Annotated in this window: 19 protein-coding genes; 13 read left to right on the top strand and 6 right to left on the bottom strand. The window is 43.4% G+C overall.

Features of this window, described 5'->3' with window-relative positions; all coding sequences use genetic code 11:
• Nucleotides 1–23: 23 nt before the first annotated feature.
• Both guaC and NST58_RS31850 read right to left on the bottom strand, forming a co-directional pair.
• A complete protein-coding gene (gene guaC / locus NST58_RS31855; RefSeq protein WP_036682307.1) occupies nt 24–1,007 on the bottom strand; it encodes a GMP reductase in 984 nt (327 codons plus the stop codon).
• A gap of 166 nt (nt 1,008–1,173) precedes the next feature.
• Entirely contained in the window at nt 1,174–1,782 is a 609-nt protein-coding gene (locus tag NST58_RS31850; RefSeq protein ID WP_076124191.1) for a LysE/ArgO family amino acid transporter, read from the bottom strand.
• 213 nt (nt 1,783–1,995) lie between these two features.
• Between NST58_RS31850 and NST58_RS31845 the strand changes: the two genes are divergently transcribed.
• From NST58_RS31845 to NST58_RS31815, 7 genes are all read left to right on the top strand, one after another.
• Entirely contained in the window at nt 1,996–3,174 is a 1,179-nt protein-coding gene (locus NST58_RS31845; RefSeq protein ID WP_143762349.1) for a hypothetical protein, read from the top strand.
• Nucleotides 3,175–3,389: 215 nt separating this feature from the next.
• Entirely contained in the window at nt 3,390–5,180 is a 1,791-nt protein-coding gene (locus tag NST58_RS31840; protein WP_076191568.1) for a hybrid sensor histidine kinase/response regulator transcription factor, read from the top strand.
• 182 nt (nt 5,181–5,362) lie between these two features.
• On the top strand, nt 5,363–5,959 hold the full coding sequence (locus NST58_RS31835; protein WP_339245484.1) for a sensor domain-containing protein: 597 nt from the start codon (nt 5,363–5,365) through the stop codon (nt 5,957–5,959).
• Between the two features lie 23 nt (nt 5,960–5,982).
• Nucleotides 5,983–6,588: a polysaccharide deacetylase gene (locus NST58_RS31830; protein WP_254847726.1), complete on the top strand. Its 606-nt coding sequence runs from the start codon at nt 5,983–5,985 to the stop codon at nt 6,586–6,588.
• Complete coding sequence (locus NST58_RS31825; protein ID WP_339245481.1) at nt 6,588–7,352, top strand: polysaccharide deacetylase family protein; 765 nt, start codon at nt 6,588–6,590, stop codon at nt 7,350–7,352. Before NST58_RS31830 ends, NST58_RS31825 begins: the two co-directional genes overlap by 1 nt.
• Nucleotides 7,353–7,456: 104 nt before the next feature.
• Complete coding sequence (locus NST58_RS31820) at nt 7,457–8,695, top strand: amidohydrolase (RefSeq protein WP_339245478.1); 1,239 nt, start codon at nt 7,457–7,459, stop codon at nt 8,693–8,695.
• A gap of 97 nt (nt 8,696–8,792) precedes the next feature.
• A complete protein-coding gene (locus tag NST58_RS31815; RefSeq protein ID WP_339245475.1) occupies nt 8,793–9,449 on the top strand; it encodes a uracil-DNA glycosylase family protein in 657 nt (218 codons plus the stop codon).
• Nucleotides 9,450–9,471: 22 nt separating this feature from the next.
• Here the strand turns inward: NST58_RS31815 and NST58_RS31810 are convergent, their stop codons facing one another.
• Nucleotides 9,472–10,386, bottom strand: a complete 915-nt coding sequence (locus tag NST58_RS31810; RefSeq protein ID WP_076132799.1) for a phosphatidate cytidylyltransferase — start codon at nt 10,384–10,386, stop codon at nt 9,472–9,474.
• A gap of 95 nt (nt 10,387–10,481) precedes the next feature.
• Here NST58_RS31810 and NST58_RS31805 point away from each other — a divergent pair, with 95 nt between their 5' ends.
• Complete coding sequence (locus NST58_RS31805; protein WP_076124175.1) at nt 10,482–11,042, top strand: hypothetical protein; 561 nt, start codon at nt 10,482–10,484, stop codon at nt 11,040–11,042.
• Nucleotides 11,039–11,794 carry a class I SAM-dependent methyltransferase gene (locus NST58_RS31800; protein WP_280753209.1) on the top strand — a complete coding sequence of 252 codons (756 nt, stop codon included), beginning with the start codon at nt 11,039–11,041 and terminating at the stop codon, nt 11,792–11,794. Before NST58_RS31805 ends, NST58_RS31800 begins: the two co-directional genes overlap by 4 nt.
• Nucleotides 11,795–11,854: 60 nt before the next feature.
• On the opposite strand, the gene NST58_RS31795 is transcribed toward NST58_RS31800, so the two are convergent.
• On the bottom strand, nt 11,855–13,129 hold the full coding sequence (locus NST58_RS31795; RefSeq protein WP_339245472.1) for a HAMP domain-containing sensor histidine kinase: 1,275 nt from the start codon (nt 13,127–13,129) through the stop codon (nt 11,855–11,857).
• A complete protein-coding gene (locus tag NST58_RS31790) occupies nt 13,129–13,806 on the bottom strand; it encodes a response regulator transcription factor (protein ID WP_076099753.1) in 678 nt (225 codons plus the stop codon). Before NST58_RS31790 ends, NST58_RS31795 begins: the two co-directional genes overlap by 1 nt.
• A gap of 306 nt (nt 13,807–14,112) precedes the next feature.
• On the opposite strand from NST58_RS31790, the gene NST58_RS31785 reads away from it, so the two are divergent.
• Genes NST58_RS31785 through NST58_RS31775 form a run of 3 tightly spaced genes read left to right on the top strand, consistent with a single transcriptional unit; the run spans nt 14,113 to nt 17,637 of the window.
• Nucleotides 14,113–14,856 carry a polyphosphate polymerase domain-containing protein gene (locus NST58_RS31785; protein WP_076105108.1) on the top strand — a complete coding sequence of 248 codons (744 nt, stop codon included), beginning with the start codon at nt 14,113–14,115 and terminating at the stop codon, nt 14,854–14,856.
• Nucleotides 14,849–15,529, top strand: coding sequence for a DUF4956 domain-containing protein (locus NST58_RS31780; protein ID WP_076124168.1), 681 nt, complete (start codon nt 14,849–14,851; stop codon nt 15,527–15,529). The genes NST58_RS31785 and NST58_RS31780 overlap by 8 nt, the downstream gene beginning before the upstream one ends.
• Nucleotides 15,530–15,552: 23 nt before the next feature.
• A complete protein-coding gene (locus NST58_RS31775) occupies nt 15,553–17,637 on the top strand; it encodes a carbohydrate-binding domain-containing protein (protein WP_339245469.1) in 2,085 nt (694 codons plus the stop codon).
• A gap of 64 nt (nt 17,638–17,701) precedes the next feature.
• On the opposite strand, the gene NST58_RS31770 is transcribed toward NST58_RS31775, so the two are convergent.
• Nucleotides 17,702–18,334, bottom strand: a complete 633-nt coding sequence (locus NST58_RS31770; RefSeq protein WP_254847725.1) for a TetR/AcrR family transcriptional regulator — start codon at nt 18,332–18,334, stop codon at nt 17,702–17,704.
• 203 nt (nt 18,335–18,537) lie between these two features.
• Between NST58_RS31770 and NST58_RS31765 the strand changes: the two genes are divergently transcribed.
• Nucleotides 18,538–19,299, top strand: coding sequence for an SDR family oxidoreductase (locus tag NST58_RS31765; protein ID WP_076124164.1), 762 nt, complete (start codon nt 18,538–18,540; stop codon nt 19,297–19,299).
• Nucleotides 19,300–19,590: the final 291 nt, after the last annotated feature.

The following is a 19,590-nucleotide window of genomic DNA, read 5'->3' as shown; positions in this document are numbered from 1 at the left end:
ATCCTGCTCACCTGTTTGTTCAATTAATAGACTTTATCTCCATTAAAAATGGAGTTCTTAACGATAACGTAATCCACATTACGGATAGCCTCTAACTTATTGCCACCTGCATAAGAGATGGAGGATTGAAGATCCTGCTCCATTTCTCTTAGGGTTTCTGCTAAAGCCCCTTTATGCTCAACCGCAATTTTTTTACCTTCGACGTTCTTCTTTTCACCTTTTTGGTATTCTGAAGCGGAGCCAAAGTATTCTTTATAGAGCTTCCCAGCGATTTCAATGGTTTCACCCGGAGATTCTTCATGACCGGCAAATAGTGAACCAATCATGACCATAGAAGCGCCAAATCGTACGGATTTAGCAATATCACCGTGTGTGCGAATGCCACCATCGGCAATAATTGGCTTGCTTGCAGCCTTGGCACATAAGCGTAGTGCAGCTAACTGCCAGCCGCCTGTACCGAATCCAGTTTTGATCTTAGTGATACATACTTTCCCTGGTCCAATCCCAACTTTAGTAGCATCAGCTCCAGCGTTTTCTAATTCTCTAACGCCTTCAGGTGTTCCTACATTTCCTGCAATAACAAAACTAGCAGGCAGGTATTGTTTAATATGTTTGATCATCCGAATAACTGCTTCGGAATGGCCGTGTGCAATATCAATTGTAATGAATTCCGGAACCAGCTGTTCTTTGGATAATTGTTCGACGAAATCATACTCTTCTTCTTTAACTCCGACGCTGATGGATGCGATTAATTCACGGGAGTGCATGTCTTTGATGAAAGACGTACGTTTCTCCGGTTCAAAACGATGCATAATGTAGAAATAGCCATTTTGCGCCAAGGAGATAGCGATCTTCTCATCAATGATGGTTTGCATGTTGGCAGGTACCACCGGCAATCTAAATTTATGCCCACCGAGGGTGACTGATGTATCACACTCCGAACGGCTGTTTACGATACATTTTGCAGGAATTAATTGAATATCTTCATAATCGAATACTTCTTTCATAATTTACACCTCTAAATGCGAACATTATAGTATTTTGGTTTGTTAATTGTTCGTCCAAATTGTAATGTACCTCATTCTGCGCCGTAAGTCAAAATTCTAGTACATTATGGTGTAAATTGGACATAATTATACGGCAAATTGGTGTACAGCATTCTTTTTCCTCCACTTAAAAAAGCTTGAAGGCAATATAAGCAGCAACGATCCAAATAATGATCGCGGAGATCTTATTAATAATCCGCATGATTTTGCCACTTGAGTCGATTTGTCCTACGGTTTTTCCGGCTACAGCCAGCCCAAAGAACCAAATCCATGACACTAGGATAGTCGCGCCAGCAAATACAACTTTGTCTACGCCTGTGTAACTAAGCGAGCTAGTGCCAATAACGCCGATAGTATCCAAGATCGCATGAGGATTTAATAAAGAAACGGACAGCGCGAACAGGATTTGTTTTTTAGAGGATAGAGGGGTTGCGTCTTGCGCTGACGATGTAGGTGTACTTTTCCAGATAGACCATCCCATATACAAAAGAAATAAAAGTCCTACAGCAAATAAAGCGGTCTGCAGAACGGGGATGGCAAACACAAGGACTGAAACACCTAATACGGCTAATAAAATAAGCAGGGTATCGCATAAAGCGGCTGTAACAATAACGGGAATGGCTTTTTTAAAATGTGGCTGCGAGGCCCCTTGGTTAAATACAAAGACATTTTGTGCGCCAAGTGGAAGAATTAATCCAAAGGCCAGTGCAATGCCATGAAGTAGTGCGGCTAACATAGTTTATTATTCCTCCGATAGTGTTCATACTTTATAGAATTTGCTGTCCTATTGGTTCAATTGGTCTACTACAATTTTATGGACAAATAATATGTACTATCATACAGTCTGTGTTTTGATTTAAAAAGCTGCTTAATATAATCTTGTTGTCCCTTAGAAAAGGTAGTAAAGTAACAGAATGCATACTATATATGGAAAGAAAGGTTGATATTTTTGAAAAAAGGAATATTTACAGGGTTGGTTGCTCTCTTGTTGATGACTACAAGTACGGTGACCTCTGGCACTGTAGAAGCTGCAGCAGCAGTAACCAAATTACCGAATGCCCAATGGAGTCAGCTGAATGTTGTGGGAGAGCTGGAGAGTGTGGAAGGCAATCCTATGGAGGTTACTAAATTAAACACAGTGTATCTACACACCAAAGAAGAGCATGCTACTCAAACTAAGATATGGTTAGTGGATACGCTGAAATCATATGACACACAGACTGGAAAGCTGAAGTGGTCGGTTAATTTTGCAGACCCTGGTACATCGATGTTTCGTGAATCCAAAGAATATTTAGTGTCACCAGATGGAACGGTATACATAACTTTTACAGATAATCTTTCTCCTGACGCAACTCAAATCTACGCGGTGGGAGCTGACGGGAAACGGAAATGGAAGGTGAATTTATCTCAAGCAGAGGGATACTTGTATAGACTTGATAACGGCAATTTAGTCTTTGCATCCCGAGGACAGTTTGATGGTTCCGGTAATTATTCTGGGTCCCTAACCTTAATTAATAAAAATGGAACTAAAATAAAAAACGTAACTTACAAAGGGACGGTAGCAGGGAAAGGGAATCGTATCCTCATTCAAACAAATTACGGAAGTGGGAAAGGCTCGCGAATCCAGGCTCTTGATTCTTCGCTAAATTCAGTATTTACATACCAGTTGCCTGCGGATTCGTATACAGAAGTCGATTACAACGAGGTGCTCACCGATGGAACCGTACTAATTCGGGCTAATCTTCCCAAAACAGGGAACCGACTATTTGGTTTTGACTCTAAAGGTAAATTGCTGTGGGGTAGAGATGTCGCAGGTAATGCTGTCATATCATCCCTGGGAGAGGTATATGGGATTTATGCCAATGGGAAGCTGTCCTTATATAATGTAAAAGGATTGGTTAAGTCAGTAGCCCTACAAGATGAGACGGAATTTTTTGTTTCGTTGTATCAATTACAGGATGGTAATATTGAGCTTAGCTTTCCTGGTTCTGCAACATATATTTTAAATCCTAAAACGCTCGCAGTAGATTATACTTTCAGGCTGAAGGATGATTTTAATTTCAATTATGTGGGGAATAGCGTGGGATATGTAAAGACAGACAAAGGATTTTCAAGAATTAAGTTTTAAGTCTTGGTATTAAAGAATATGATTGATCAAGGATGCCTCCCTAAATGGGTTGGCATCTTTTTTACGTTAATGCTAAGTATACAAGGGTACCTATTCACTAATTACACCATTAGTAAAAATGTCATCTCAACTCATGACTTTTTGTAACTAGTGAGCCCTTAAGGGGTTACACTATAATAAAGATTAAGTCAGCAGAGTATATAGGGGGAAATGCCTTGTTTAATCTGGTCAAACAGTGGTTCTGGTACGATTGGCTCGTCCTCCTGTTTCGGATTTGTTTTTCTACTTCTTTTTTGGTCACCATGTGTTATCTTTCGGAGGATTTTACGATTCCTTTCTGGATCGCGTTTGTTTGGGGCGTGGTCTCTTTTTCTGTGCCTTGGTTTTGTTTGCAGCTGCATTACAAGTATTATCTGATAGCGGAGATCCTTTTTTCGGGTGGGCTTTGTTTATATTTGGCTGCTTTGTTTCCTGAATCGTACGTAACTTTTCTGCCTATCGCTTTTATGATCGCCAGCAATAGTGCACAGAAGTCCTATCGTTGGACAGCTCCGATCACGGTCATTTTGATTCCAATTATGTTATCTAGATTGTCACAACAAATGGATGCTGTATCGATGATTGTTAACATGGGTTTGGTGTATACGCTTGGGTTCGCTTTTCATTTACTGGTGGTGAATCACAAGCAGGGCAGAATTATTAAGGAGCAAAATGCTGTTTTAGAGCAGTACATCTCGCAAGTTGAACGTATGACACTTCTGGAAGAACGAGATCGTTTATCCAAAGATCTGCATGATACGGTGGGGCATTCTTATACTTCAATTATTATGGGGCTAGAGACTTTACGTTCGGAGGTGAATACTTCTGAAGGGGAGCACAAAATAGATGCCTTGTTAAAGTTAACCCGCAATGGCTTGGATGATGTTCGGCGATATTTGCACCATGTGGGCGCTTCGGAGGATTCATTGACGCTAATGCAGTCCCTACAGAAATTAGTGGATGATTTCCAGACCTTCTCCAAGGTTAAGATTCGCTTAAGAACATTCGGAGAGCCGTATACAGTATCTAAGCAGGCCCAAATGACATTATACAGATGTTTGCAGGAGTCGATAACCAACGCTGTACGTCATGGTCAAGCCAGTGAAATTGTCATCAGCTTACATTATGAAGAGAAGCTGATTCGGCTGGATGTGCAGGATAATGGATTAGGCACTGAAGATTTAAAAGCAGGATTTGGTGTGAATGCGATGAAGGAGCGTGCCTCCAACTTGCAAGGACAAGTGTATTTCTACTCTAAGCCAGGGGAAGGGACCTTAGTGACCTGCAGTTTACCAAGGCTTGAAGAGATACAGGAGGAAACGATTCGTTTATTGCTGGTAGATGATCAACCCTATATCCGGGATAGTCTGCGAATTATTCTAGAGCAGGAGCCGGATTTTGTGATCAATGGGTTAGCTGAGAATGGTGAACAAGCGATAAGCTTCTGCGAGCAGGAACAACCTCACGTGGTGCTGATGGACTTAAATATGCCGGGCATGGACGGTGCGGAAGCGACCAAGCTTATCAAGCAAAAGTGGCCAGGGGTACGAGTGTTGATCCTGACTACTTTTCAAGAAGCAGATATGGCAGTCGAAGCACTGCAAAACGGGGCAGATGGCTACTTGCTAAAGTCTACCGAGCCGCAGGAGCTGTTCGAAGGAATACGTCTTGTACATCGGGGCGTAAAGATGATTACACCCGATATTACGAATGTATTAATTGATCACTATGAGATGCATCCAGCTTCAGAGGCACCACCGACAGAGAAGAGTAATGAATATGGACTGACTCCGCGTGAGCTGGAGATTCTAGAATGCCTCTCGAAGGGAATGCGTTATAAAACTATTGCCGCTAAACTATATCTGTCCGATGGAACGGTGAGGAATTACGCGTCCACCATCTATGCCAAGCTCGGGGTACGAAACCGTGAGGAGGCAGTCGAGAAGGCTTTTGGCATTTCGGATTAATCCTGACCGAAGTATTTGAAATTGATGAGCACCTTATTGTTTGCTTTCCCTTGTGGGAGTAGGCAGTAGGGTGTTTTTTTTGTCATATGACATTATGGCACTGGTCGATTTTACACCAAAAGCACTAGCATAGGAGTTACTTAGAAATGAACAATTTTTATTGCAGAGAGGGAGAGAAAAACATGAATCAAATAATCCGGAAACATGTGAGGAATTTTTGTTTCTTATTAATTACTTTTGCCACAGGGCTATTTTACTTTTGTTTTTATTTGGTGGGCATTACCTTTGGAGTTTCGATGTCCTTCACCTTAGTGGGGATCCCGATCCTTTATTATGTTTTGCGTTCTACCGAGACTTTTTTACAGCATGAGCGAATTCGAACTAAAGTCTATACGGATATCTCGGTTCGCACGCTTCCAACCCGATCTCAAGAAGAAGGCAGCTTGTGGGAAAGGGTTAAGGCAGAGCTTCTGGATGAACATAACTGGAGAGCGATTTTAGGGTTGATGTTGCAGTTTGGAATCGGCATGGTCAGTCTCATTTGTGCCACTCTTTTTTACTTGACCCCTATTATTCTCTTGTTGTCACCTGTCCTGTATTTATTAGATGTGTCCTCTATATCGCTATTTGGGATTGAAAATAAAACATTCAACATCTCACTTTTCTTCATGTTGTTAGGTGCAGTGTCTCTATGGATAGGTGCTTATCTCGGAAACAGTCTGGTAAAGATGATCGGCAGGTATACGCGGCGTTTAGTGAAGGATTTTGCTAGAAGATAAATTTAAACAGGAAAGAAGGAAAAATGATGGTAACCTCAGTTCCATTTATAAAATTATTCTCACAATCCCTTTGGATGATGTGGGAGAACATATTTGCTGTCATCACCAAATTTCGTAGTCAGTCCGTGCGTAGATATGGGATATGTAAGTTGGTAGTGTTGAAATATCACGGAGAAAGTTTGGTCTGCCAAGATGGGCAACGGATACTTCCGGGAGATTGGGTGGGTGAGCTTCATTTGGACAATCGCCAGATTGTGCAGCTGACACGTACGCTTGGCGCAGATCGGGCCGGAATTCGTACGGCACGTATGCTTCGCGAGGCTATGAAGGAGATCAGTCGTGATCTAGACAGCAATCCGGAACTAAGCAAAGTAAACGCGCTAACCGGGATTACACTGCTTCACCGGGGGATTATTCATGGAATAGGGTTTGAGCAGCGTCCTATCAAGTCCAAATGGCAGCGGCACTGGTTCGGGATATACCTTCGTTTTTTACTTCGCATGCTGCATCCGGAAGGGAAACATCGTGTAGAGGACAGCACAGAGAAGTTATCTCCCATGATGCTTGTGCTTAGCAAGCAGTCCTTGAAAGCGCGGTTTGCCCCGCGTAAGACAGAGGCGGCTTCCTAATGTGGGCCTTCATAATTTTAGCAGTGGATGTGATTGTTCTTTATATGATCGTTCCTTTTGCGCTTACCCGAATATTGGGATGGGGGGTTCACTCGGAGGTAGGTGCAGAGAAAGAAATTGCGTTTACGTTCGATGACGGTCCGGATCCTTGTTATACACCTGAACTTCTAGATCTATTAAAAGAGCATGGCATAAAGGCGACCTTCTTCGTATTGGGCAAAAAAGCGCAGAAATATCCGGAACTGATCGAGCGTATGCACAGAGAAGGGCACCAAATCGGCATTCATAATTATACTCATACACCCAACTGGATCCAGTTCCCCTGGACCAATAGACGGAAGCAAGTAGATCGCACAGCAGACATTGTTGAGCGAATTACAGGAGAGCGGCCTATCTTTTACCGCCCACCTTGGGGGCTTCTCAATCTAGGGGATTTCTTTTTGCTAAGAGAATCTTATCGAATCGTATTGTGGTCTGTTATGGTCGGAGATTGGAAAGCGTCACTGAGTGCAGAACAATTAAAGGATGCCTTAATAAAAAAAATAAAACCAGGCTCAATCATTGTTCTACACGACAGCGGAGATACACCGTGGGCAGATGAAGAAGCGCCCTTGAATATGATCACTGGATTAGAAGAAGTCTTAAAAGAAATGGATAAAAAGGGTCTGAAGTGTCTGCGGATAGATGAACTGCTGAACAAGGAAGTTAGTTATAGTAGAGAAGCTAGATCCAGAGTCAAACATCGGGGTCAGATTGATCTGTAGCTATTGAAATTTCTCAATCATTTTTTATATGGCAAGGGCTATGGTAACATTTAGAGTAAAGCGGTCCGTACCTATATAAATTGTTGAGAAAAGGATGGGGTAGCATGTTGAATGCTTCTTACTGGTTAACCAATATAAGATTAGAACAAGGTTATGTTATTGAGGATGGGCAAGTAGCGGGTACGAATACGAAGGTTTGTCATCTCCGCATTGACGGGGATAAGATTTCAGAAGTTGTTGGAGCAGACATCGAGCTTCAGAGCCAGCTCCCGAAATATGACTGTAAAGAGTTGTTGATGCTGCCTTCTTTCGAAGAAGCACATATCCATTTAGATAAAACGTATTTCGATGGACCTTGGAGAGCGGTAAAGCCTGCGTCCAGTGTTTTCGAACGGATTGAGGAAGAAAAGGTATTATTGCCTAAGCTGCTGCCCATGGCGAGACAACAAGCAGAGAGCATCCTGACGCTTATTCAGGGGTTTGGTGCCACACATGTGCGCAGCCATTGCAATATTGAGCCTGTCAGCGGCTTGCAACGATTAGAAGCGACTGTACAAGCATTAAATGCATTCGCGGGCAAAATTTCATCTGAAATTGTGGCGTTTCCGCAACATGGCCTGCTGCGCTCGGATTCTGTGCAACTGGTAAAACAATCTCTGGTAGAGGGAGCAACCTTTGTAGGTGGAGTAGATCCTTATACGGTGGATGGAGATATCGAGAAGTCACTTCAGACGATGGTGGAATTAGCAGTGATGAGTAATGCCGGCATTGATATTCATTTACATGATGGAAAAGAAGCGGGAAAGAAAACACTGACGCGGTTAGCTGATCTGACGGAAGAAGCTGGCTTGCAAGGAAAGGTCACGGTCAGTCATGCGTTCTGGTTCGCAGGAGCTCAGCAGCAAGAGGCAGAAGAGGTAGCTAAACGGATGGCATCACTGGGTATGACTATTGCATCCACAGTGCCTATTGGAAGAATGATGATGCCACTTCCGATGCTGCACAGCCAAGGGGTAAAAGTGAAGCTGGCAACAGATAGCCTTACCGATCACTGGTCCCCTTTTGGAAATGGAGATCAACTGGAGAAGGCAGGGCGTTACGCGGAGTTGTACGGCTGCAATGATGAATTGGCATTATCTCAATCTCTCAGATTTATAACAGGAGGATTAACACCCCTTGATCCAAAAGGCGAGCAGGTATGGCCAAAGGTTGGCGACACTGCTAGCTTTGTGCTGCTGCATGCCAGCTGTTCAGCTGAAGCAGTAGCCCGAAGAGCGCAGCGCCAAGCCGTCTGGTACGAAGGCCGACTGGTGAGTGGTTCGATAACAAATAGAGACCTGTGAGGCAGATGATATGCTCCTCTCTACCTATCTGCAACAGTATAAATCGGCGATCCTCTCACTCCCGAAGGGTACAGTGCTAACTAAAGAGGATCTGCAGGTGGATAAGCTTCTAATGGAGCGTAATGGCAAGGTGGAAATGTATTATGCCCCCCATAATGAGTACATTAATCCTTCTGCTAAGGTGATCATTATAGGGTTAACGCCCGGGTTCACACAAATGGGCATAGCGATACAAGAAGCGATCATAAGTCTGGAAGCTGGTTTGTCAGATGAAGAGGTATGTAGGACAGCGAAGGAAGCGGCCAGATTCGCAGGCTCCATGCGGAACACGTTAATTCATATGTTAGATACACTTAAACTGCATCAACACTTGAACCTAACCTCTTGTGAAGAACTATTTCAGCAGCAGACGATCCTGCACACTAGCTCTTTATTGCGTTTTCCCGTGTTCGTGGATAAGAAAAATTATAGTGGGGCCCAGCCCAAGCTACTTTCAAATTCACTCCTCAGGGCGCAGGCATTATCTTCCTTGCGTGAGGAGCTGAACATCCTGAGCCGGGCCTTAATTATTCCCTTAGGAAAAACAGTGGAAAGTATACTTCAACTCCTTGTGTCCGCAGGTGAGCTTGATAAACAACGCTGCTTATGGGGATTTCCCCACCCCTCGGGCGCCAACGGACATCGATATAAGCAGTTCGCCAGCCAGCAAGAACAAATGGTGAAGATACTGCATAATCATTCATGGAAGGGCTGATTCATGCTCCCCATCAGATGATCTACATGAAGTCGAAAAAATAACGAATGACATGAAAAAAGACCGGTGAAGTGTAGGTTAAGCTATCGATCCGGCTTAAATGGCTTTGCTTCAATGCCACGAATTTATCGCCATCGCCGATTAGCAGATCCCGCTTTAACACGGAAACCGTTAAACTGCCAAAGAAGCCGCTCAAGCTGATCAACATGCCTGACAGTAACCCGAAGATTGGGTTGAGCGGTGTCAGGTAGGGATAGATTAGGTAGGAAACTCCTGTCGTGATGACAAATGCGAAAGCGAAACCCTCCCAAGTCAAATACGGATTGGCGGTGGGAACTATTTTCCGCTTCCCTACATAAAGTGATGCGAGATAGTGGACCACATCATTGAGCTGCGTTAGCACTACTAGAAAAAGTACAAGCCCCGCTCCATACTCCGGTGTAGCAAATTGAAAGTAGGCCAAGTGGCTAAGTCCGAATACCATCAGCATAAGCCCCCATTGGGTGGAGCTGACACTACGCATAAAACCAACCGTGCCTTTATTAATCATTCTGGGCAGCGGTAGGAGCAAGAATACATAAACCGGGATGAAGACAATAAACATTCCGTACCACTCGATATAAATCCAGTAGAACTGCAACGGGATGGATAAGTAAGCCCACAGAAATAGCCTGCGGTCGGATTTTCGTGATTTCATCATAGAGAAATACTCCTTCAGTGCAAAGAAGCAGAGCACCATGAGAGACAGCAGAGAGACGACGGGATTAAATAGGGTAGCTAGGCAAAAGATAAAAAGCATTCCCCACCACGTCTTGATACGAAAGCCAATGCCCGTATAATCCTTATTTGGCTGTAGCTTCCCTATAACTACATACATCAAGTGAATGGCCGATAAGGCCGCAAAGATAAGAATTATAGTTAATAAAGAGCGGTCGATAACTGATCACCAACTTGTCCTAGAGTAGATTCCATTAATGGGTTCATATGTTATTATGAAGGAAACGCTCAAACTTGATAAGGGGAAAATTGTAAATGGCAGCAGATCCATCGGTCTTTATATTACTGACGAATACCGGGACGCTTTTTACGAAGCTCATTCAAGGCTATACAAAAGCACCCTATAATCATGCCTCGATCTCCTTTAATCGGGAGCTTTCCGAGCTGTATAGCTTTGGCAGAAAGCATCCGAGCAACCCCCTGAATGGAGGGTTTGTGAAGGAGGATATTAAGACAGGTACGTTCAGCAAATACCCTAATACAACATGTGTCCTATATGAACTTCAAGTTACAGCCCGCGAAGTGGAGAAAATGGAGCGGGTCTTGCAAGTCTTTATCCGAAGCCGTCAAAAGTATCTCTATAATATTCTCGGCGTAATTGGCATTGCCCTGAAGGAGCCTGTCGAATTCAGCAACTCTTATTTTTGTTCGCAATTTGTAGCGGAAATTCTAGAGCGGTCGGGCATTAAGTTATGGGATAAGCTGCCCGCACTCGTTACTCCGGATGATTTTCGCCAAAGTGATCGGCTGCGTTTGGTTTACCAAGGTAAATTAAGTGATTATGAACCTGAGCGCCTAGGAGGAGACGAAGGATGAATAGCAAAGAAATATTTTCTAATCGGGTGGATTCGTATGTAAAATATCGGCCGAGCTATCCTGGAGAAGCCATTGATTATTTGTACAATACTATTGGGCTCCAACCAAATTGTGATATTGCTGATATTGGTGCAGGAACAGGAATCTTCTCAGCATTACTTCTGGAGCGCGGGAGTCGTGTGACTGCCGTTGAACCCAATCCGGAAATGCGTAGAGCTGCGGAAGAGAATTTCGCAAAGGATAACCATTTCTCTGTATCGCCGGGGTCTGCTGAACATACAGAATTATCCGACCAGTCCATGGACTTTATCGTATGCGCCCAAGCGTTTCACTGGTTTGATAGGGACGCAACGCAATTGGAATTCAAGCGGATTCTAAAACCGGGTGGAAAAGTTATTCTGATATGGAATTCCCGGCTTACTTACGGTACCCCATTTCTGGAGGAATATGAGCAGCTGCTGCAGACCTTCGGGACGAACTACACTCAAGTTAATCATAAGAACATTACCCCTGAGATTCTTAGTTCCTTTTTCAAGAAAGGACAGATGCAAGTAGCGCATTTTAGCAATCAGCAGGTATTTGATTTGGAGGGCTTAAGCGGTCGTCTTCGATCGTCTTCCTACACTCCGGTCCCCGGAGATCCAAGCTATGAGAATATGATGGCTGAGCTGCGGAATATTTTTGAACGAAATAATCAGGGTGGGCAAGTGTTTTTTGATTATAATACCGAAATTTATTGGGGCGAAGTGTAAAGTAAATAAAAAGACTCAAACCTTTGAGATAACAGGGTCTGAGTCTTTTTTACTTGGTAGTTATGAAAGATGTACGTAAAACGTGGTGGACTCGCCGACAAAACTTTTGGCATAAATTTTTCCCTTATGCTGTTCAATAATCGATTTGGCAATCGCCAGCCCTAGGCCATATCCCCCTTGTTTACGCGCCCGGGAAGCATTTGTACGGTAGAATCGGTCAAAGATTCTTGCTAAGTGCTCCGGCGCAATGCCCTCCCCCGTATTGGTGACCGCTAACACCATGTCATTATGTTGTTTTTTAAGGGATAAGGTGACTGAACCTTTAGGGTTCGAATATTTTACAGCATTGTCCAAGAGGATCATAATCACTTGTTTGATCTGTTCACTATTGCCTAGCACTGTCAGATCAGGCTCGATGTCATATTCAAGGGAGATATGCTTCTCAAAGATTACAGCTTCCATCGTTAAAATGATATTTTCAACCACGTCGCTCAGATTGAATTTCGAATAAATCATTCTCGATCTGGAATCGTCCATCTCGGTCAGGTACAACAGATCATTGGTCAGGCTGGTCATTCTTTCTGTTTCCGACTTGATATAGTGCAGCCACTTGGACTGATTGTGAATGGTGTCATCACTGTTGGACAGGAGAACATCCGCATTGGTGTTAATAATAGTCAACGGCGTCTTTAACTCATGGGAAGCATCCGCAATAAATTGTTTCTGTTTCTCAAAAGCCTCCTTTACCGGCGCAATTGAACGATTAGCAAAAAAGCGGCTAGCGAAGTACAAGATAATCAGCATCACTGAGCCAACTACAGAGAAGGTATAGATTAGATTGGTGAGGATTTTTTGCTCTGCAGTGATGTCCAGAAATACAAGCATCGCCCCATCATTCGTATGCTGGATGTTGAAGATCCATTTGCTGCTATCCAAGGTGAACCTTCCGGTATCTTTACCGGCGCTTAGTGCTTCTTGCAGAGCCGTATTATAAAATTCATCGTCCATAGTAAATTTGGAATCTTTCCCCGTAAGGTTGGACGCTGTATCTATTTTCAGCATAAATGAGATTGAGCGTTCTGGAGGAGGTGTTCCGTTATCCGTACGTTTATTATCCACACGTGGTAACGTGGCTCCCCCTTTGGTATTGCCTAATCGTCCTGTGTCACCACCGGGGGACTTGTAGTTTTCCATGATTCTGTGAAGATCCATCTGAATATCGTTTTGGACATCCCGGTACGTAATTACATATATGGAGATGAAGGCCACAAGCATGATCACCGAGATGGTGACTAAGTTAACAATAAGAAACCGATTTCTGAGCTTCGTGAACATCAGGTCGTCACCTCTAATACATACCCTACGTTTCTGATCGTACTAATGCGTACGGTCGAATTTAAGAAGGTCAGTTTTTTTCTCAAAAAAGAAATATACACCTCTACATTATTGTGCTCAGCATCTGAATCAAAGCCCCACAGCTTCTCAATAATTTGTTCTTTGGAGGTTACAGCTTGTTTCCTCAAGATCAGAAGCTCCAATAGCTCGCATTCCTTTAGATTGAGCTTGATCTCTTTGCCACCCACGGTAAGCTTCAGATTGGATGTATTCAGTTCAATATCCCCGAACTTTAAAGCATCATCCGGTATCACCTCGCCTTTACGTCTTAGTACAGCCCTTATTCTTGCCAATAAGATCTCCGAGGAAAAAGGTTTGGCGATATAATCGTCAGCCCCATAGTCCAGCCCAGTAACCATATCTGTAATTTCACCCTTTGCGGTAAGCAGGATAACGGGAGTGGGTATCCCCTTTTTTCGCAGCGTCTTGAGGACGCTGACCCCATCCATTTCAGGCAGCATGATGTCGAGCAGCAGCAAATCATAGATTCCACTCAGTGCGTAATCTAGACCCGACCTGCCGTCATGGACTGCATCCACCGAATAATTATGTTTTTTTAATATTTGAGTTAAGGCTTCAGCGAGATGAAGCTCGTCTTCTACTATTAATATTCTCATGGTTTTGCCATCCCCTACATAGAACCAGTATTTGTTATTGAGGTCATTATATCAGGATTACCTTTATTGAACCTTAATGAAGGTTGAGATAGAAGTGACTGCGAACAGCAGTTTGAAATCAAGAAATCTGCAGACAACAGCGCCCGAAGAACAACATTCACCGCAGTTACGATTTACACCTGTGTTAAGGGAATGTAAAAGATAATCAATAATTTGTAAAACCATTTAAGATTCATTAAAGGTTTGGGATCTAAGATACATTCATAAGCACACGAGACAACGATAAACAGAAAGGATTGATCACATATGGCGATTGAGGTATTCAACCGTTATGAGAACAAATATTTGTTGGACAACGAAGCCTACTATAAATTTTATAACCAATTGCTTGAATACATGGAACTAGACGATTTCAACAAGCAACATGAGTTTTACTCCATAACCAACTTATATTATGACACGGAGCACAACACCCTGATTCGTAACAGTCTTGCGAAGCCCAAGTACAAAGAGAAGCTTCGTTTAAGAGCATACGGTGTTCCAAATCAAGATACGAAGGTGTATCTGGAAATCAAAAAGAAGGTATTTGGTCTTGTTAATAAAAGAAGAACGTCTCTCAAATTAAACGAGGCTTATGATTTTGTCGCCACCGGTATGGAACCGGAATTCAAGGATTACATGAATAAACAGGTGATTGAAGAGATCAAATATTTTCTGACACGCTATGATTTGCAGCCCAAGGTGTATCTGTCTTATGACCGAAAAGCGTTGTTCTGTAAAAACAATCGCGATCTAAGAATTACATTCGATACAAATATTCGCAGCCGCCGGTACGATCTGAAGATGGAGCACGGTGTTCATGGCGAACCCTTGCTGGAGCCGGGGCAGTGGCTTATGGAAGTAAAGGCTGAGAACACGATTCCGGTCTGGCTGGCCAAAATGCTCTCAGAGCATCAAATGTACCGTACAAGCTTCTCCAAGTACGGCAACGAATATAAAAAAATGCTGAAGAACAGTAAAACAGAACGGGAGAGTGCCCTCTATGCTTGATTCATTATTTACCGTAGCAACTAGTACAGAGTTAACGTTTACCAACGCACTGCTAACTATTTTTATAGCTATTGCTCTTGGCGGGATCATTAGCTACACCTATATGAAGACCAATGCAAGCGGCTATTCGCAAAGCTTCACACTAACAATGGTACTGCTGCCCGTAATTGTGGCCATCATCATTTTGCTTATCGGAAGTAATGTTGCCAGAGCTTTCAGTCTTGCCGGGGCGTTCTCCATCATTCGGTTTAGAAGTGCGCCGGGCGATCCGAAGGATATCACATTTGTTCTGTTCACCATGGCTTCTGGACTTGCCTGTGGAGTGGGTTCCTTTGGATATGCAGTTTTTTTCACACTTATCCTATGCGCCCTTATGTTTATCCTTAACCGGACTAACTTTGGTGTAAGAACAACGTCGCAAAAAACATTAAAGGTAACCATCCCGGAGAGTCTGGGATATGAGGAAGCCTTCGCTGAAGTATTCAATAAATATAACGTTGGGTATGAGCTTAAAAAGATTAGAACGACTGAGCTTGGCAGTTTATATGAACTGGTCTACGCTGTAACGCTGGGTGAGGCTGTAAACCAGAAGGAATTTTTGGATGCGATTCGTACCCGGAACGGTAATTTAGACCTGTCTCTGACCATGACTCCAACTGCTAATGACTATTAAGATAACGAAAGGATGGATGAAAAATGGATAAATATATAACCGGAAGTAAAGTAGGAATCTTGCTATTGTGTGCATTACTTATGTCGGCTTGCAGTACCAATGCCACAACAACACAGTCTGAAGCGGCGGCGGGTACAGTAGCAGCCTCGGGAACAACGATAACTCAGAATGGGGCTGCTACGGGAGTACAACTGGCAAGCGCCAAATTGTCCGATCTGGTGACGTTCGATGAAGAGGATTCTAATACAACTTGGACGGCTGACCAATCGACGGAAATTGCTTTGGCTGGAACAAGTGCGCTTGTTGACGGCACCGGGGCTGAGTCCAAGGATGGCTCAGTGACAATTACTGCAGCAGGAACTTATGTGCTGTCTGGTAAGCTGAGTGATGGACAGATTGTAGTTAATAATCAGGATGAAGGTACTGTGCACTTGGTACTGAACGGTGTGAACATCACGAATAGCGATAGTGCAGCAATTGATATTAAAGAAGCGGGGAAAGTGATCATTACCTTGGAAGACGGGACGGAGAACTCCGTATCTGATGGAGCAACTTACGTGTATGCCGATGAAACTACAGATGAACCGAGTGCGGCTATCTTCAGTAAAGCGGATTTAATGATTAATGGGACCGGGAAGCTGTCTGTTTCCGCTAACTATAATGACGGAATTACGAGCAAGGACGATCTGAAAATTATGGGTGGCACTATTGAAATTAAGGCTGCCGATGACGGGATTGTAGGTAAAGATCTTGTCGCTGTAAAAGACGGAAATATCAGCATAACGGCAGAAGGCGATGGAATGAAATCAACCAACGATACTGAGACGGACAAAGGCTTCATAGCAATAGCAGCAGGAACATTTGATATTACGGCTGGTAATGATGGAATTCAAGCTGAGACTTCACTTGTAATAGATGGCGGAACATACACCTTAGTTACGGGTGGGGGCAACGAGAAGGGTGAAGTGAAAACAGGTGATCAAGGGCAAGGTATGGGCATGAGAGGTGGCCGAGGTCAGGGAACAGGGGATCAAGCACCAGGAGCCACAGGAACAACAGGAACCTCAACATCTGAAACCAAACCAGAGACGATGCCAGAAACAAAACCGGAGATACCAACAACGGAAGCATCAACAACGGCAACAACGGCAACAACTACAGAATCTGAAACACCAAGTACTAAAGGCTTGAAGGCTGGAGGAGATATAAGCTTAAATAACGGAACCTTTACCATCGATTCTGCTGATGATGCAGTGCACAGCAACAGTAACATTGCTATAGCTGATGGAGAATTCAACATCAAAACTGGCGACGATGGAATCCATGCGGATGCTTTGGTGGCGATATCTGGTGGTAAAATTGATATTACGAAGAGCTACGAAGGGATTGAAGGAGCAAACATCGAGATTTCCGGTGGCGAAGCTCATGTGGTTGCTTCTGATGATGGAGTGAATGTAGCAGGAGGTAACGATGAGGCGACTGTAGGCGGCGGCCCTCAGGAGCAGGATCAATTCAGCGATTCTGCTAGCAATATGCTAACGATTAGTGGAGGAACACTAACGGTCGATGCTTCAGGTGACGGGCTGGATTCGAACGGCTCCATCACAATGTCGGGTGGCACGGTTATTGTTAATGGACCTACCAATAGCGGTAACGGTGCACTTGATTTCGACGGTAGCTTTGAACAGAGTGGAGGAACTTTGGTGGCTGCGGGAAGTTCGGGCATGGCACAAGCACCGTCTGACACCTCTAGCCAACATGCAGTCAGCATGACTTTCCCTCAGACCCAGGAGGCTGGAACATTGGTTCATCTAGAGGACAGCGAAGGTAACTCGATCCTGACCTTTGCTCCTTCGAAGAGCTATCAAACGGTGGTGATTAGTTCACCGGATCTGAAGGACGGCGGTTCTTACACCCTCTACTCGGGAGGTACCTCGACTGGTAGTGAAGCGAACGGACTGTATACGGATGGTGAATATACAGGAGGAACAAAAGTAGTAGCGTTCGAAATTACAAGCAGCGTAACTTGGCTAAATGAATCCGGAGTAACAACCGCAAACACTAATCAAGGTCCAGGTGGCGGTGGTGGTGGAAACAGAAGACCTTAGGTTATAAATTGCATTCAAAAGCCACTCCAGCATTTTGGAGTGGCTTTTTTTAGTTTGAGATAAATTAGTCGCCGTTAACAGGGATGGAATTCTGTTTAATCGGTTGATTTGAAGTGTTGATGATCACATTATGTGAATTAAAAGACAGAATTTCAATCAGCTGCTCTGCCATATGGTTAGCTGTATATTTAAATCCGCCTTTTACCCACTCTATGATTAATCCAAATAGAGCATAGGCGGTATAACTGGAAAACAATTCGATATTTACATTGGTATTAGTGTTATTAACTGCGACTAAGTCCCGCTTGGTGAGCTCCTTTAAGAGGTCGCAAATCCTATTTTGGAACCCTGGCAGAACATTGGAATTTATAATGATGGTATAAAAATTAGAGTAAGAGACCACATGTTCAAAAATCTTGATGCTCGAGGTGGTCAGCTCACTAACTATAAATTTATCGGTATGAAGATAGGGTTCTTTATAAGCCTTAATTAAATCCTCCAACACATCATCAATTAGCTCATTTAGAAGTTCTTCTTTGGTTTGATAATGTTTATAGAAGGTTCCGCGGTTTAAATCGGCAAGGGTAACGATATCGGTTATCGTAATGGTGCGGAAATTCTTTTTTTCCATGAGTAATATCAATGCGTTTTTAAGCTCTTTACGCGATTTGCTAGTTCTCCGATTATTTTTAAGCAACAGAAGACCACCTAACTGTCTATTTTCTAATCCTATTTGAACAGAATCCCACGTTATATATATTTATGAACATTTGGTGTCTCATTTGTATATTGATAGTTAAATTTTAGAGGATTAAACTTGAGTAGTATAAATTTTAAGCGTTAAAGAGATTTTATATATTGATATTTACATTATAGATAAACGTAAAGGAGACTTCCAACATGAAACTTCAAGACAGAGTTGCAGTGGTTACTGGGGCGGCATCGGGTATGGGGAAATCTATCGCAGAGTTGTACGCTAAAGAAGGGGCAAAAGTGATTGTAGCCGATCTGAACCTAGAAGGTGCTGAACAAGTAGCCGCAGGGATCAATAGTAACGGTGGAGTAGCTAAGGCACTGAAAGTAAATGTTGCCCTGGTTGGAGATATTGATAGCATGATTGATACCGCTGTAAAAGAATATGGCACGCTAGATATTTTAGTGAATAACGCAGGGATTATGGATGGCTTTGAGCCAGTTGGTGATATTACAGATGAACGATGGGATCTTATCTTTGATATCAATACCAAAAGTGTAATGCGGTCCACTCGTAAAGCGCTGCCTATTTTTCTGGAAAAAGGAAAAGGGGTTATCGTTAATACCGCTTCTACAGGTGGCGTAAGTGGTGCCCATGCGGGAGCAACTTATACTGCCTCTAAACATGCTGTAGTAGGCTTGACGAAAAACACAGCTTTTATGTATGCCAACAAAGGGATTCGTTGTAATGCTATCGCACCAGGAGCTACTGCCACAAACATCAGTGCTTCAATGAAAAATATAAATGAATTCGGCGTGAGCCGTACGCAATTAACACAGGCTGTGATCCCTCGTGTAGGTACACCTGAAGAAATCGCACAAGTTGCGTTATTCCTGGCTTCGGATGATTCCAGTTTTGTAAACGGAGCTATCATCGCTGCTGATGCGGGTTGGACTTCTGCATTCTAAATGTTGGTTGTCTACCTCTGCCTCAACAGTTTATCCAAGGAGTCTTACGGACCCAGATGACGTTATTCGCAAATTTTCAGCCTTTTGAGAAGGGATTCGGACTCCAGAGACGCTATTTCATATAAATCGGCCCATATTTTGTGTTTTCGCGCCAATAGCTGCAGTGGAGTCCGATAGCAATTCAAATGTGGAATAATGGCGCATTTAAGGTCTTCTGGGTCCTCTAACCAATTTTTTGGGGCAAAATGTTATCGGATTGAACGCAGGGGTGCCCCAGCACGCTACCATTTT

The sequence above is a fragment of the Paenibacillus sp. FSL R10-2796 genome (assembly GCF_037965315.1).
GTDB lineage: Bacteria > Bacillota > Bacilli > Paenibacillales > Paenibacillaceae > Paenibacillus_AQ > Paenibacillus_AQ odorifer.
This window is presented reverse-complemented; position numbering and strand designations above follow the sequence as displayed.